The sequence below is a fragment of the Chryseobacterium sp. IHB B 17019 genome (assembly GCF_001456155.1).
In the GTDB taxonomy this organism is placed as follows: Bacteria; Bacteroidota; Bacteroidia; order Flavobacteriales; family Weeksellaceae; genus Chryseobacterium.
In genome coordinates this window covers 1,121,519-1,135,180 of the sequence record NZ_CP013293.1, presented here as the reverse complement: position 1 = coordinate 1,135,180, position 13,662 = coordinate 1,121,519, and the positions used below count along the sequence as shown (strand labels likewise).

Sequence of the window (13,662 nt, the reverse complement as noted above, 5' to 3'; positions counted from 1 at the left end):
ATTAAGAAATTACTATACAGCAATCTCTTAATCTCTAAATATCCGAATCTCTTAATTTTTAGTGGAAAAAGTGTCTAACTCCAGTAAACATCATCGGGATTTTGTGCTCGTTTGCCGCTTCGATGCTGTCCTGATCTTTTACACTTCCTCCCGGCTGAATAATCGCTGTGATTCCTTCCTGAGCGCAGAAATCTACCACGTCACGGAAAGGGAAAAATGCGTCAGAAGCCAATACAAGATCTCCTGAGAACTTTTCTTTTGCTCTTTCGATCGCCTGTTGAGTTGCCCAGATTCTGTTCACCTGTCCGCCTCCGATTCCGAAAGCCTGGATTCCGTTTGAAACAACAATTGCGTTTGATTTCACATATTTCACCACTCTCTGAGAGAAAAGTAATGCTTTTTTCTGCTCTTCTGTCGGCTGAGTTTCAGTTACAACCTTAATATCGTCTGAGAAAATACTGTCGTTGTCCTGAACTAATATTCCACCGTCAACTTTTACCCAAGTTTGCTTGTCGGAAACCGGGTTTACGATTTTTATAATTCTTAAATTTTTCTTTTTTCTTAAAATTTCCAAAGCATCCTCATCAAATTCAGGAGCCATTACGATTTCAAGGAAAGTTTTGTTTAATTCTTCGGCTGTTGCAGCATCAACCTTGTAATTTGTAGCAACAATTCCTCCAAAAATAGAAACCGGATCACACTCGAAAGTTTTTTGATACGTTTCCAACGCTGAAGTTCCGATCGCAACTCCACAAGGTGTAGAGTGTTTTACGGCACAACAAGCCATTTCTTCTTTGAATTCGTTTACCACTTTCCAACAAAGATCCATATCACGAAGGTTGTTGAAAGACAATTCTTTACCTCCCAACTGTTCGAAATCTTTCATGGCACCGTTCTCGAAAGTAGAAACATAGTAAGCTGCCGTCTGATGCGGGTTTTCACCATATCTAAGGTCAGATACTTTTTTGTAAGATGCATTTAAATAAGTAGGATAATCTTCTTCCAAAAGCATTCTTGAAATCGCCGCGTCATACGCTGAAGTAAGGTTGAATACTTTTCCTGCAAGCTTTTTACGTGTTTCAATATACGTGTCACCGTTTTGCTCCATTTCGATTTTTACAGTTGCATAATCTTCAACATCAGTAATTACCGTTACAGAATCAAAATTCTTAGCTGCAGAACGAAGCATTGAAGGCCCCCCGATGTCGATGAATTCTACCTTTTCGTGAAGAGAAATGTCTTTGTTCACGTTTTCAAAGAAAGGATAAAGATTCACGATCACCATGTCGATCAGTCCAATTTCGTGTTCCTGAACCGTTTTCATGTGTTCTTCATTTGAACGAACCGCCAACAATCCACCGTGAACTTTCGGGTGTAATGTCTTCACTCTTCCGTCCAGCATTTCAGGGAAATCGGTTACCTCATCAATCTGAATTGGATTTAAACCAGCTTCTTTCAAATGTTTGAACGTCCCTCCCGTAGAAATTAATTCATAGTTTTGGGCTTCCAGAAACTGCGCGAACTCGATTAAGCCGCTTTTGTCAGAAACACTGATTAAAACTCTCTTTTTACTCATTTTACTTTCGATTTTTTACTTTTTACAGCTATTTCAAACTGTAAACCGGGTCTTTCACCTCCGATTTTACTTTATTTTTACTTAGATTTTTCTTGTTTTCCGAAACTTTTTTAATCTAAATGTGTTTTTTCTTTTTTAAAGAGATGATTCGAGTGGCTCAGCATGACATCTCTAATACTAACAACTAATTTTTTAACGCAAAGAGCGCTAGTTTTTTTCTTTTTTGCTGAATATCTTTTTGTTCGCAAAGGCGTTACACTCAGCAAAGGGTGGATGTTTTTAGTTATTCTAAATGTTTTTTTTTACCACCCCGTCAAAAATTCTTTGAATTTTTGCCACCCCTCCAGAGGAGGAGAATTTTTGTATCTCTAATAATTATCTTTTAATTATTTCCTAATACTCTATTTATTGCTATTGGGAAAATTTCATATTCTATTTTGTGAACTTTTTCCGCTACAGTTTCCGGCGTATCATTTTCTGTAATTTCAAAACATTTTTGAAGAATTATTTCCCCTTCATCAATTCCGGAAGTCACAAAATGTACGGTTGCTCCACTTTCTTTTTCTTTAGCTTCAATGACAGCATTATGAACATGATGTCCCCACATCCCTTTTCCTCCAAATTTCGGAAGCATAGCCGGGTGGATATTGATTATTTTCCCTTTCCAGTTTTCACAAAACTCAGGTTTTAAAATGGATAAGAATCCTGCCAATACGATTAAATCGGTATTTTCAGGGATAATTTTACCCAATTCGTTACTGAAATTTTTTCCTCTCGGAATCAGAACGGTTTCTATATTGTGATTTTTGGCTCTTTCCAATCCGTAACATTCTCTGTCAGCCACAACTAAAGATACTTTTGCATTCTGGATTTCTCCATTATCAATGGTATCGATAATTCTCTGAAGATTGGTCCCTGAACCTGAAACAAGTATTACTAAGTTTTTCATTAATTTAGATGCTAGATATCAGATACTAGATTTTAGACTAAAGTCTAGCGTCTGATATCTTAAATCTGATGTCTTTTAGAATTTTAAATCTATCTTTTCGCTTCCTGCAGTAATTTCTCCGATTTCGTAAGCATCATCTAAAAGGTGTAAAACTTTCTCAGCATGCTGTGCATCAACAACAACGATCATTCCGACACCCATGTTAAAGGTTCCGAACATTTCTTCACGAGCTACTCCACCTCTTTTTTCCAATTCAAGCATAATGCTTGGAATCTTGATTTTTGAAGCATCGATTGTCGCACATAATCCTTCACCGATAATTCTAGGAATGTTTTCGTATAAACCGCCACCTGTAATATGAGCAATTCCTGCAACTTTAACTTCTTCAAGGATTTTGTGGATGTCTTTGTAATATAATCTTGTAGGAACTAAAAGCGTTTCATACAAAGGTTTTCCTTCAAATTCTTCTTCAAAATTCGGGAATACTTTTCTTACCAGAGAGAATCCGTTTGAGTGGAAACCTGAACTTGGTAGCGCGATAATTTTGTTACCCACTTTGATTTCAGAACCGTCGATAATCTGATCTTTTTCAACAATTCCTACGCAGAATCCTGCAACATCATAATCTCCAGGCTTATACATTCCCGGCATTTCGGCTGTTTCACCACCAATCAATGCACAATTGTTGTCTTTGCAAGCTGCAACCATTCCTAAAACGATTTCAGCAGCGATTTCAGAATCCAATTTTCCGCAAGCCAGATAATCTAAAAAGAACAATGGCTTTGCACCGTGGCAAAGAATGTCGTTGGCACACATCGCGAAACAATCTACACCAATGGAATCGTATTTTTTTGAGTCTAAAGCTACTTTCAGCTTCGTTCCCACTCCATCCGTTCCCGAAACCAAAACAGGATTTTTGTATCCTCCGATTTCGTAGAAAGCTCCAAAACTCCCCAAATGATTCAATACATTGGAGTTGTGCGTTTCTCCGACCGCTTTCTTGATCTTGTCAACGGTTTTGTACCCTTCTTCTTTGTCTACTCCTGCTGATTTGTATGTGTTGCTCATGCTTTATTTAGATTTTTGGATGTTAGATTTCAGATTACAGACTTTTGTAATTCTAAGATCTGACATCTGATGTCTTTATCTTTTTATATTACTTTATCAAATTTAGAAAACAAAAAAGCCGACAATCTTGGTAGATTATCGGCCGTTATTTTATCTCAGAATTTCAGAGCCCACAATATTCCCTTTCTTGGAAAAATATTGATTATAAGAGGTCTGAATTTTCATCTTTTTTCTTTTTGCAAAGATATTAATTTTAAATTAATATTCAAATCTATTTTTCAAGGATAGATTCGATAGCCGAAATTTTCTGGATTTTTTCTCTTAATTCACTGTCTTTCTCTTCATTAGAAATTTTTTGAGCCAATTTGTCAAAATTATCATTGAAGAAAGGAAGTGTAAAAGTATCAACGATATTTCCACCGTGCAATGGAAAACGTTTTTCTGCTGCTTCCAAAACTCCTAATCCTCCTCTTGCTCCCGGAGCGGTAGCCATCAACAACATTGGAACTTCATTCCAGACTGCTCTTTCTTTGATTCTTGAAGTCCAGTCGAACACATTTTTGAATGCTGTAGAATAGGTTCCATTATGCTCGGATAATGAGATTAAAAGAACGTCTGCATTGTCTATTTTTGCTGCAAAATCTTTTGCTTCCTGCGGAACTCCGTTTTCAACTTCTCTCTGATGCTTGTAAATTGGCATTTCAAAATCATTCATATCTACGATTTCTACTTCCGCATTTTCAAATAATGTTGCTGCGTAAGTTACCAGTTGTTTATTGATTGATGCATCAGAATTACTTCCTGCTACTGCTAATATTTTCATTTATCTTTATGTTAAGTATTGTTATATTTTAAAGCGCAAAGGTCGCAAAGATTTTTGACAATTTGCATAATTTTTTTTTAGTTTGAAAAGGCTGAACTACGTTTGTAAACCTTCAGCTTATACTCAGCAAGGATTAGATAGTTTTGCTAAATATTTATATTTTAAACCACCCCGTCAAAAATTCATTCTGAATTTTCGCCAGCCCTCCGGTGGAAGGGAATTTTTTATGCTGCGAAATATTTTATTATTTTAAATAGGAAGGTAATTCCATTGGAACTTCCATTAAAAGGATTTCTGCGTCTTCAACAGCTTCAATATTAAAGCTTTGAGTATCCCAGATTCCTAATCCGTCTCTTTCATTTAAGATTCTGTCGCCTACTTTTGCGCTTCCTTTTAAAACGAAAGCATAGACACCGTTTCCTTTTTTGTTGAGCATATAATTTTTGCCGTTCCCTTTGGTGAAATTAGCTAAATTGAACCATGCATCCTGATGAATCCAAACGCCATCATCGTTTTTGTTTGGCGATAAAATCTGTTGGAAACCGTTGATTTTTTCTCCTTCTACAATACTTTTTTGATCATATCTCGGCTCAACACCAACTTCTCTCGGGAACACCCAGATCTGTAAGAATTTTACGGCTTCATCTTTATTTTTGTTGTATTCGCTGTGCATAATCCCTGTTCCTGCACTCATTACCTGAATTTCTCCTTTTTTGATAACAGCCGTTGTTCCCATTGAATCTTTATGCTCCAAATCACCTTCTAATGGAATGGAAATGATTTCCATATCCTTGTGAGGGTGCGTTCCGAAACCCATTCCCTGAGAAACGGTATCGTCATTTAAAACCCTTAAAACTCCGAAATGTGTCCTTTCAGGATTTTGATAATTGGCAAAACTAAATGTGTGATAACTGTTCAACCAACCGTGGTCTGCGTGACCTCTTGAATCTGCTTTATGATATACTGTTTTCATATCTTTTTATTTATGGTACAAATTTAGGGAGTGTGGATTAGGAAAATGTTGACGTAGGGTAAGAAAGGATTGTCATTCGGCTTATATTTTTTATGAGATTGCTTCGTTCCTCGCAATGACAAATATTGAAATATCGACGAATACCTAGCCCAGATTGCAACGGCATCCTTTTTTGTTGCGGCTGTAGCAAAGCGGAAGCCGTAACAAAAAAGATATAGTGGAAAGCTGGAAATAGCTACCGGAAAAATGAGTAATAAGTAATTATAATTACTATTTTTTATTCGTTTTTTTCAACTTCTGTCGGAGCTCCGAAAATGTGCTTACGGTGATTTTCGCCCCAATGTTTTAAGGATTCTACTACCGGGAAAAGTGTTTTTGTATGTTCCGTCGGGAGATATTCTATGGAAACGGGATAGGTATCTTTGACCACTCTTTCGACCAAATTGTTTTGCTCGAGTTCCTTTAATTCTTTAGCTAAAACTTTCGAGGTAAGTTTTGGGATACTTCTTTCAATTTCTGTAAAACGTTTGTTTCCAGCATTTAATGAAATAATAATCTGCAATTTCCATTTTCCGTTAATGACATCTAATGTATCCTGAACCGGCTTTAAAGCCTGTATACAATCTTTATGAGTATGTTTTTCCATTTTTTTCACTTTCCTTTAGGTAACCACTATACTTTGGAAAGTAAATTTACAATAATTTTGTCAGTAATAAAAACAAAAAAATTAAACAAAATGGCAAACATTTTAAATATCAGAACAAGTATCAGCGGAGAAAATTCTGTGAGCAATCAGCTTTCTCAGATCCTTATTGATCAATTGTTAGAAAAAAATCCGGGGAGTAAAGTTGTAGTTCGTGATCTGGCGGCAAACCCGATTCCTCACTTGGAAATTCATCATTTTAATGCTTCAAGGATTGCTGATGAAGAAAAAAACGATGAGCAAAAAGAGGCTGGAAAATATTCGGAAGAATCATTAAAACAAATTCAGGAAGCAGATATTATCGTGATTGGAGTTCCTTTTTACAACTTCACTTTTCCATCTACTTTAAAATCTTGGATCGACAGTATTTCGGTTGCCGGAAAAACATTTTCTTATGCCGACGGAACGCCAAAAGGCCTTCTGCAAAATAAAAAACTGTATTTAACCTTTGCAGCAGGTGGAGTTTATGAGAATGGGCTTATTGAAAACATGGAACATTATTTAAGAACTTTGTTCGGGTTCATTGGAATTACTGATGTTGAAGTTTTTCAAACACAGGGAACCATGATTCCGCAGGTGAAGGAAGAAAATTTGTCGAAAGCTATTTCCAAAATCGAGGCGGTTTTGGCGTAAAAAGTAATGTAGAACTTTCAATATTCGCATTAAAACAATTGTCAATAGTTAGTGTACTGCTATTGACAATTGTTTATTTGATATTTTTTGTTTTTACAAGTAATAAGAAATTAATTCAAAAGAGCCCAAATTCCAACACCAATACCGGTATAAGCAACAACAGTAATGATATCAGCGATGGGTTGTGAAAAGCGTTTTTCAGCAATTCTCTCGCCATTGATCTGGTTCTTGTGGAATTTGAGAATTTTTTTAGGATTATGAACAGGATGTGCAACCAGGCTGTCACTTTCCCAGCGGTCAACTATTATTTTATAGGTTTTGCCATCAACATCAATTCTAACATTTTTATTAGGGGCAAGTTTCTCCTGAATATTGACAGGGGCAGGTGTTTGTTGTGAATTCAGATTTTGAGCTTCAGCTATATTTTTCGATTGTGCTGAACTACCATTAGCAAGAGCTGCACCCTTTTTAGATTGATTATTATCGATTGCCGGATCCACCTGTTTTTTGACCTGGTAAGTATAGCAACTCACAAGAGAAAATGATATAATGATGAGATAAAGATTCTTTCGCATGAGTCAAATTTAAGAATTAAACGGAATATTTTGTATTTTCTTTTGACAGATCCTGTTTTTAAAAAAATTTACAATTTCTAGTTTCTAAATTCTAAACCTAAAAATGCACCTGTTGAATTTCTTCTTCAATTTCTTTTGGTGAATCATGTTCTGATTTAACGAAAATTAATGTTAATACAGCTCCCAACAACATACAAACACCACCTACCACAACATAATCGATGGCATAACTCCCAAAAACTTTACTTACAATCGGGCCTCCGAAAATTCCGTTGATGATTTGCGGAATCACAATAAAAAAGTTGAAAATTCCCATATACACTCCCATTTTCTTTTGCGGAATTGAGTCTATCAACATTGCATAAGGCATTGCTAAAATACTTGCCCAGGCAAATCCTAGTCCCACCATTGAAATCCAAAGACTATTAATATCTTTAATAAAATACATGGAAATTAATCCTAAACCACCACAAGCCAAAGCCAAAGCGTGAGTTTGTTTTTTACCTATAAATTTTGCAATCGGAGTCAAAGCAAATGCAAAGAAAATCGCATAGAGATTGTAGCTTCCAAATAAACTTCCCGTTAAATCCCCTGCCTTATTAAATTCTGCAGAATGCGTATCATCAGGTGAGAGTCCGAAATGATGAGTCGCCAAAGCACTCGTCGTAAAAACCCACATCGTAAACAAAGCAAACCAAGAGAAAAACTGTACAATTCCCAATTTTTTCATCTGAGAAGGTGCATTTTTAAAATCTTTAAAAATATCCGAGAATTTCGATTTTTGCTCTACTTCTTTTCCGCCTTCAAATGAAGCAAATTCTTCCGGTGAATATTCTTTGGTGGTGAAAATTGTATATAGAATTGATAAAATTAAAACTGCCGCACCAATGTAAAACGCAAAAATCACATTATCCGCCACAAAACCTTTTGGAGCCGAATTTGAAACGCCCCATTTTGTCAGCCAGTTGGGTAGTTTCGAACCGATAACCGCCCCGATTCCTATTAAAATAGTCTGAACGGAAAAGCCGATCGTCCCTTGATGTTTCGGCAACATATCTCCTACCAAGGCACGGAAAGGTTCCATCGCCACATTGATTGCGGCATCCATCATCGCCAGAAAAATTACGGCTAATAATAAAACGCTTGCCGCCATCATTTGCGTTACTGAAGCGGCATTCGGAAGCATAACCAAACCGATGGCGCATAAAACCGCGCCTATTAAAAAATAAGGCTTTCTTCGACCAAGCGGACTCCAAGTATTGTCACCCATATGGCCTATAATTGGCTGAACGATCAATCCCGTAATTGGTGCCACCAGCCAAAACCATGACAATTCATGAACATCAGCCCCGAAATTAGCCAGAATTCTACTCGCATTTCCGTTTTGTAAACCAAAAGCCATCTGAATTCCCAAAAATCCCATGCTCATATTGATGATCTGAGCCATTGAAAGATTCGGTTTTTTCCTTCTTGAAGGTGAAGTTTTTGACAGCTCCATTATTCAGCTTTTAATTTTTCAATTAATATATTTTCGATAGGCGTTTTTTCTACAACCACTTTATCCACAATCTCGTTGGGAACAGTTACAGAAAGTACATATTGCTTCACTTTCCATTGCCCGTTGATTTTTTCGACCACTCCGGAACCACGGCAGATTTTCATTTGGGTATCCAATAATTCATCAAACCAAGCCAGTTTTTCGTCTTTGCTGAAATAGATATTTCTTTTTAAGGATGTGAAATTCCAGGTTTTCTTTTTGTCGAAATAAGGTTTTGCCCAAGCCATGAACGCTTTTTTATCCCAAATTTCGGTGGCGTCTGTTCCAATAAAGGTAGATTCATCAGCATAAAAATTGAAATAATTATTATAATCAGCTTTTGCCGCAGCAACGTTGAATTCATCAAGCATTTTGCCGATTTCTGTTTTCTCTTTTTCAAATTTGGTTTGAGCCGAAACTGCTGTAAAGCTTAGTACAAATAAGATTAGGGTGAAGAGTATTGTTGTTTTTTTCATAATTAATTTTTTTTGTTTTCTAAACACAAATGGCTCTAATTTTTTCACGAATAACACTAATAATTTGTGGAAATTCGTGAAAAAATTTGTGTTAGTGTTTTACTTTAATTCAATAATCATCGAGGTTTTCGCTGGAATGGTTAATGAATTCTGTAGTAAAAATTCTTGGTTTGAAATTACATCTTTTCCTTTGGAAAACCCTTTCAGAGATTCATCGAAACGTTTTAAATCTAATGTTTCATCTTTTTCGTTATTATTTAGCACAACCATTACGCTTTCTTTTTCGTTGTATCTAAAATACACAAAAACATTATTCTGAGGAACGAAATTTTTAGTTTTTCCGGTATGAATGACTTCTTTTCCTTTTCTCCAGTTCAATAATTTCTGCGTAAACTGATAAAATTCCTTTTGCTCTGAGGTCTGATTGGATGGATTAAAAGCATTCACCTTATCCGATTTCCAGCCGCCCGGAAAATCTCTGCGGATATCTGCATCACCGCCTTTGTTTTTGTCGCCTCTCATTCCGACTTCAGAACCGTAATAAATTTGTGGAATTCCGCGGACGGTTGAAATTAAAGTTAATCCTAATTTATACGCTTTCGGATCATCATTAAAAATCTCATTCCATCTTTCGGTGTCGTGATTTTCAAAGAAAACCATGACGTTATTGATGTCCGGATACAGGAAATCGCTTGTAAAAACATTGTAAATTTTATTCATTCCGGTGTCCCAGCCTTCTTTTTCTTTCAATGCTTTCGGTAAATCTCCGTACAGCATAAAATCCATTACAGAAGGAAGATTTGAATTGTAATTTGCGGCCTCTCCTGTCTTAGAACCCTTTTGCCATGCTGAAATTTGTCCGGCAGTACTCAGCCATGTTTCTCCAACAATATTGAATTTTGGATATTCATCGGTAATCGCTTTTGCCCATTTTGCCATGGCTTCTTTATCGTTGTAAGGATATGTATCTACACGGAAACCGCCCAATTCAGCGTATTCTATCCACCAGATTGCATTTTGGGTTAAATATTTTAAAACCAAAGGATTTTTTTGATTAATATCGGGCATTGTGGTGTCAAACCACCCATCCAGTGCTACTTTTCTGTCAACTTCAGAAGCATTGGTGTCGAATTGGGTTGTTGTTTTGTAATTGGAGCGTTTAAAACCGTTTTCACCGTCGTTGAACCAGTGAATCCAGTCTTTTGTCGGCAAATCTTTGATCATCCAATGGGAAACTCCCCAGTGATTGGTGACGTAATCCATCACCAGTTTCATGTTTCTTTTGTTTAATTTTTGGGAAAGTTCGCGGTATTCTTCGTTGGTTCCGTAACGTCCATCGATTTTATATAAATCGGTTTGAGCATAGCCATGGTAAGAGTAAACTTTTTCGTTGTCTTCATTCACCGGGGTGAGCCAGACTGCGGTGGCTCCTAAGTTTTGGATATAATCTAAATTATTAATAATTCCGCGTAAATCTCCGCCGTGTCTTCCGTTGGGAAGATTTCTGTTTGCTTTTTCGATTAAATCTGGGGTTGAATCATTTTTTTCGTCGCCGTTGGCAAAACGGTCAGGCATAATTAAGTACATTACATCTTTTGACGTAAAAGATTCTCTGTTAGCTGAGTTGGCCCGTCTTTCTTTTAATTCATAGGTGTAAGAACCGATATTCTTTTTTCCGTTTTTAATATTAATTTTAAACTTCGGAACGTTGATTTCGTTGGTATTGACGGTCACAAAAACATAGTTCGGGTTTTCAACCTTCTGAATATCTTTAATTTGAACGCCGTCCGACAGTTCAATTTCATTACCGGCAATATTTTTTCCGTAAACCAGAATCTGAAGTTCCGGGTTTTTCATTCCTTTCCACCAGAAAGCGGGTTCTACTTTTTGAATCTGGGAAAAGGCGACAGAAGCCGCTGAAAGTGCGAAAATCATGTATATTTTTTTCATTTGTAAATTTTTAAAAACTTTGTCAAAGATTTAAACTCTGACAAAGTTTGATTGTGTGCTGTTTTCCTAGCCCCGATAGTAGCGGTTACCCCACAGTGAAGCCGCGAAGTGAAACGGAGCGGCGAAACGAGGAGTATGAGCGGATAGCGGGAAATAGCTCCTAAAAATTCTTTAACTTAAAAACTTTGTCAAAGATTTTAAACTTTGACAAAGTGGTTGTGTATCATTACAAAGGTTTTATTGAAATGGCAAATCCGCCGCTTCTTACCATTTTGAAATTGATTTTTGATTTACTGGTGATCTGCTTTTTATAGATGTTGTAGCTTTGAGGATTGTTGATGTAATCTGCATCTTTTCCGTCTTCATAGATCGTTGCTTCATATTTTTTTCCTTTATCTAAAAAAGAAAAATCTACGGTGTAATCCCGCTTATTTTCGTCGGTAATTCCGCCTACAAACCAGTTTTCCGTGCCTTTTGCTTTTCTTGCCGTCACAATATAATCGCCCGGTTCTGCCGATAATATTTTTGTATCATCCCAATCAGCTGCAACATCCTTGATAAACTGGAAAGCATCCATGTGTCTTTTGTAGTTTTCCGGTAAATCCGCCGCCATCTGAAGAGGCATATACATGGTAACGTACAACGCTAACTGCTTAACCAAAGTGGTTTTTACAAAACGTTTGTCTCCAGGGAAATAATAATCCAATTTGGTCTGGAAAATCCCCGGTGTGTAGTCCATTGAGCCTCCCATCCATCGTGTAAACGGCAAAATCGTCTGATGGTCAGGGTTGTTCCCTCCGAATGCCTCGTATTCCGTTCCTCTTGCAGCTTCTGCGGAAATCCAATTCGGATAAGTTCTGCTTTCTCCTCCCGGACGTACGGATTCATGGGAGTTCACCATGATTTTATATTCGTTGGCTTTTTCTGCAATTCTGTAATAATGATTGATCGTCCATTGAGAGTAATGATGCTCACCTCTTGGAATAATGTCTCCTACATAACCCGTTTTTACGGCATCGTAACCGTATTTATTCATCAATTGGAATGCTTTATCCGACCATCTTTCATAATTAGCTGCTGAGCCTGAAGTTTCGTGGTGCATGATGAGCTTAATTCCTTTTGAATGAGCGTATTCATTCAACATTTTAATATCAAAATCAGGATACGGCGTGATAAAATCGAAAACGAATTCTTTTGAATGACCGAACCAGTCTTCCCAACCGATATTCCAGCCTTCAATTAATAATCCTCCAAATCCGTTTTCTGCGGCGAAGTCGATGTATTCTTTTACTTTATCGTTATTAGCCGCATGTTTTCCATTGGGAGTTAATTTGGTGAAATCTGTTTTATCTAAATGAACATTTTCAGCCGTAGAATAAGCCCATTGAGATTTTCCGATAATCATTTCCCACCAGACTCCCATGTATTTTGTCGGGTGAATGTAAGAGGTATCGGTATATTTTGTCGGTTCATTAAGATTAAACATCATTTTTGATGCTAACACTTCCTCCGCTTTCGGGGAAACGATAATCGTTCTCCAAGGTGATACGGATGAAGTCTGAATATAGCCTTTCGCTCCCTGTCTGTCTGGGGTAAGGTGAGTTTTAAACTTAAAATTCTGAGCATCAACTTCAAGATGAGAGGCCGGATAATCTAAAACGGCGGCTTCTCCAACATTGATATATAATGGATTCTTACCTTCTTTTTTAAGCATTAATGGTGACTGTACCGCATTTTTCACCATCTGCTGTGATGCGTTGCTGTCGAAAGAACTGCCCCATTTTGAAGGAATTTCAGAAATGTTTGAAGTTTGTGGCTGATATTCCTGTGAATCGTAGTCTGCAGCAATCCACCAGGCTTTCATGTCGGTTGGGAAATCAATTTCGGAATCTTCTTCCCTAATCACAAAATAATTAAGATTTTTCTGCTGAGGGAATTCATATCTGAAGCCTAATCCGTCATTAAACAGTCTGAACTTTACAATCATATTTCTATCTGAAGAAGCTTGATTTAATGTAACTGCTAATTCATTGTAATTGTTGATATAATTTTTCTTTTCCCCTAAAACAGGCTGCCAGGTTTCGTTTTTGGAGTCTCTTTTTTCATCGGTTTTGGTAAAACCATTATTTAAATCATTTTTTGCATCCTCAGGTTTTGCGACTTCGGAAGCGAATTTGATTGCCGTATCTTTAAACAATCTCAATCCCAATTTGGAATCCTCTACCACTACATTGCCGTCGTATTTCAGGTTGTAATAAGGAACTCCCTGTTTCAACTGAAAGTTCATTTCAAATTTTCCGTCCGGTGATTTTAAAGTTTGTGCATTCACACCTACAAACATCATCGAGAACAATATTGCCCCCACTGTAATTTTCTTCATAATGACTATTTAAAACTTA

The 13,662-nt window shown here is 36.9% G+C and carries 12 protein-coding genes; 1 reads left to right on the top strand and 11 read right to left on the bottom strand.

From position 1 onward, the window contains the following. Positions 1-58: 58 nt before the first annotated feature. The 6 genes from purH to ATE47_RS05155 all read right to left on the bottom strand — a co-directional run bounded on the left by purH (position 59) and on the right by ATE47_RS05155 (position 6,035). Positions 59-1,576 carry a bifunctional phosphoribosylaminoimidazolecarboxamide formyltransferase/IMP cyclohydrolase gene (purH, locus tag ATE47_RS05185; RefSeq protein WP_062160959.1) on the bottom strand — a complete coding sequence of 506 codons (1,518 nt, stop codon included), beginning with the start codon at positions 1,574-1,576 and terminating at the stop codon, positions 59-61. Between the two features lie 382 nt (positions 1,577-1,958). Then, entirely contained in the window at positions 1,959-2,525 is a 567-nt protein-coding gene (gene purN, locus ATE47_RS05180; protein ID WP_062160958.1) for a phosphoribosylglycinamide formyltransferase, read from the bottom strand. Between the two features lie 75 nt (positions 2,526-2,600). Beyond that, complete coding sequence (gene purM, locus ATE47_RS05175; protein WP_062160957.1) at positions 2,601-3,593, bottom strand: phosphoribosylformylglycinamidine cyclo-ligase; 993 nt, start codon at positions 3,591-3,593, stop codon at positions 2,601-2,603. Positions 3,594-3,864: 271 nt separating this feature from the next. Beyond that, positions 3,865-4,416 (bottom strand): NADPH-dependent FMN reductase, encoded by a 552-nt coding sequence (locus ATE47_RS05165; RefSeq protein ID WP_062160955.1) that lies wholly within the window; start codon positions 4,414-4,416, stop codon positions 3,865-3,867. A gap of 244 nt (positions 4,417-4,660) precedes the next feature. Continuing rightward, positions 4,661-5,389, bottom strand: a complete 729-nt coding sequence (locus ATE47_RS05160) for a pirin family protein (RefSeq protein ID WP_062160954.1) — start codon at positions 5,387-5,389, stop codon at positions 4,661-4,663. 277 nt (positions 5,390-5,666) lie between these two features. Then, entirely contained in the window at positions 5,667-6,035 is a 369-nt protein-coding gene (locus ATE47_RS05155) for a winged helix-turn-helix transcriptional regulator (protein ID WP_062163455.1), read from the bottom strand. 90 nt (positions 6,036-6,125) lie between these two features. Between ATE47_RS05155 and ATE47_RS05150 the strand changes: the two genes are divergently transcribed. Further along, positions 6,126-6,725 carry an FMN-dependent NADH-azoreductase gene (locus tag ATE47_RS05150; protein ID WP_185097135.1) on the top strand — a complete coding sequence of 200 codons (600 nt, stop codon included), beginning with the start codon at positions 6,126-6,128 and terminating at the stop codon, positions 6,723-6,725. A 110-nt stretch (positions 6,726-6,835) separates the two neighbouring features. Here the strand turns inward: ATE47_RS05150 and ATE47_RS05145 are convergent, their stop codons facing one another. The 5 genes from ATE47_RS05145 to ATE47_RS05125 form a co-directional block, all read right to left on the bottom strand. Beyond that, positions 6,836-7,300: a hypothetical protein gene (locus tag ATE47_RS05145; protein ID WP_062160952.1), complete on the bottom strand. Its 465-nt coding sequence runs from the start codon at positions 7,298-7,300 to the stop codon at positions 6,836-6,838. A 97-nt stretch (positions 7,301-7,397) separates the two neighbouring features. Further along, a complete protein-coding gene (locus tag ATE47_RS05140; RefSeq protein WP_062160951.1) occupies positions 7,398-8,798 on the bottom strand; it encodes an MFS transporter in 1,401 nt (466 codons plus the stop codon). Next, complete coding sequence (locus tag ATE47_RS05135) at positions 8,798-9,313, bottom strand: nuclear transport factor 2 family protein (RefSeq protein ID WP_062160950.1); 516 nt, start codon at positions 9,311-9,313, stop codon at positions 8,798-8,800. Before ATE47_RS05135 ends, ATE47_RS05140 begins: the two co-directional genes overlap by 1 nt. A gap of 99 nt (positions 9,314-9,412) precedes the next feature. Then, positions 9,413-11,263, bottom strand: a complete 1,851-nt coding sequence (locus ATE47_RS05130; protein ID WP_062160949.1) for a glycoside hydrolase family 13 protein — start codon at positions 11,261-11,263, stop codon at positions 9,413-9,415. 226 nt (positions 11,264-11,489) lie between these two features. Further along, positions 11,490-13,643: a glycoside hydrolase family 97 protein gene (locus ATE47_RS05125; protein ID WP_062160948.1), complete on the bottom strand. Its 2,154-nt coding sequence runs from the start codon at positions 13,641-13,643 to the stop codon at positions 11,490-11,492. Positions 13,644-13,662 lie beyond the last annotated feature (19 nt).

What these genes read in the sequence shown, in the direction of transcription:
- purN (WP_062160958.1), bottom strand. Translation starts at nt 2,525, where the DNA reads ATGAAAAACTTAGTAATACTTGTTTCAGGTTCAGGGACCAATCTTCAG.
- purH (WP_062160959.1), bottom strand. Translation starts at nt 1,576, where the DNA reads ATGAGTAAAAAGAGAGTTTTAATCAGTGTTTCTGACAAAAGCGGCTTA.
- ATE47_RS05140 (WP_062160951.1), bottom strand. Translation starts at nt 8,798, where the DNA reads ATGGAGCTGTCAAAAACTTCACCTTCAAGAAGGAAAAAACCGAATCTT.
- ATE47_RS05145 (WP_062160952.1), bottom strand. Translation starts at nt 7,300, where the DNA reads ATGCGAAAGAATCTTTATCTCATCATTATATCATTTTCTCTTGTGAGT.
- ATE47_RS05155 (WP_062163455.1), bottom strand. Translation starts at nt 6,035, where the DNA reads ATGGAAAAACATACTCATAAAGATTGTATACAGGCTTTAAAGCCGGTT.
- ATE47_RS05165 (WP_062160955.1), bottom strand. Translation starts at nt 4,416, where the DNA reads ATGAAAATATTAGCAGTAGCAGGAAGTAATTCTGATGCATCAATCAAT.
- purM (WP_062160957.1), bottom strand. Translation starts at nt 3,593, where the DNA reads ATGAGCAACACATACAAATCAGCAGGAGTAGACAAAGAAGAAGGGTAC.
- ATE47_RS05130 (WP_062160949.1), bottom strand. Translation starts at nt 11,263, where the DNA reads ATGAAAAAAATATACATGATTTTCGCACTTTCAGCGGCTTCTGTCGCC.
- ATE47_RS05125 (WP_062160948.1), bottom strand. Translation starts at nt 13,643, where the DNA reads ATGAAGAAAATTACAGTGGGGGCAATATTGTTCTCGATGATGTTTGTA.
- ATE47_RS05150 (WP_185097135.1), top strand. Translation starts at nt 6,126, where the DNA reads ATGGCAAACATTTTAAATATCAGAACAAGTATCAGCGGAGAAAATTCT.
- ATE47_RS05135 (WP_062160950.1), bottom strand. Translation starts at nt 9,313, where the DNA reads ATGAAAAAAACAACAATACTCTTCACCCTAATCTTATTTGTACTAAGC.
- ATE47_RS05160 (WP_062160954.1), bottom strand. Translation starts at nt 5,389, where the DNA reads ATGAAAACAGTATATCATAAAGCAGATTCAAGAGGTCACGCAGACCAC.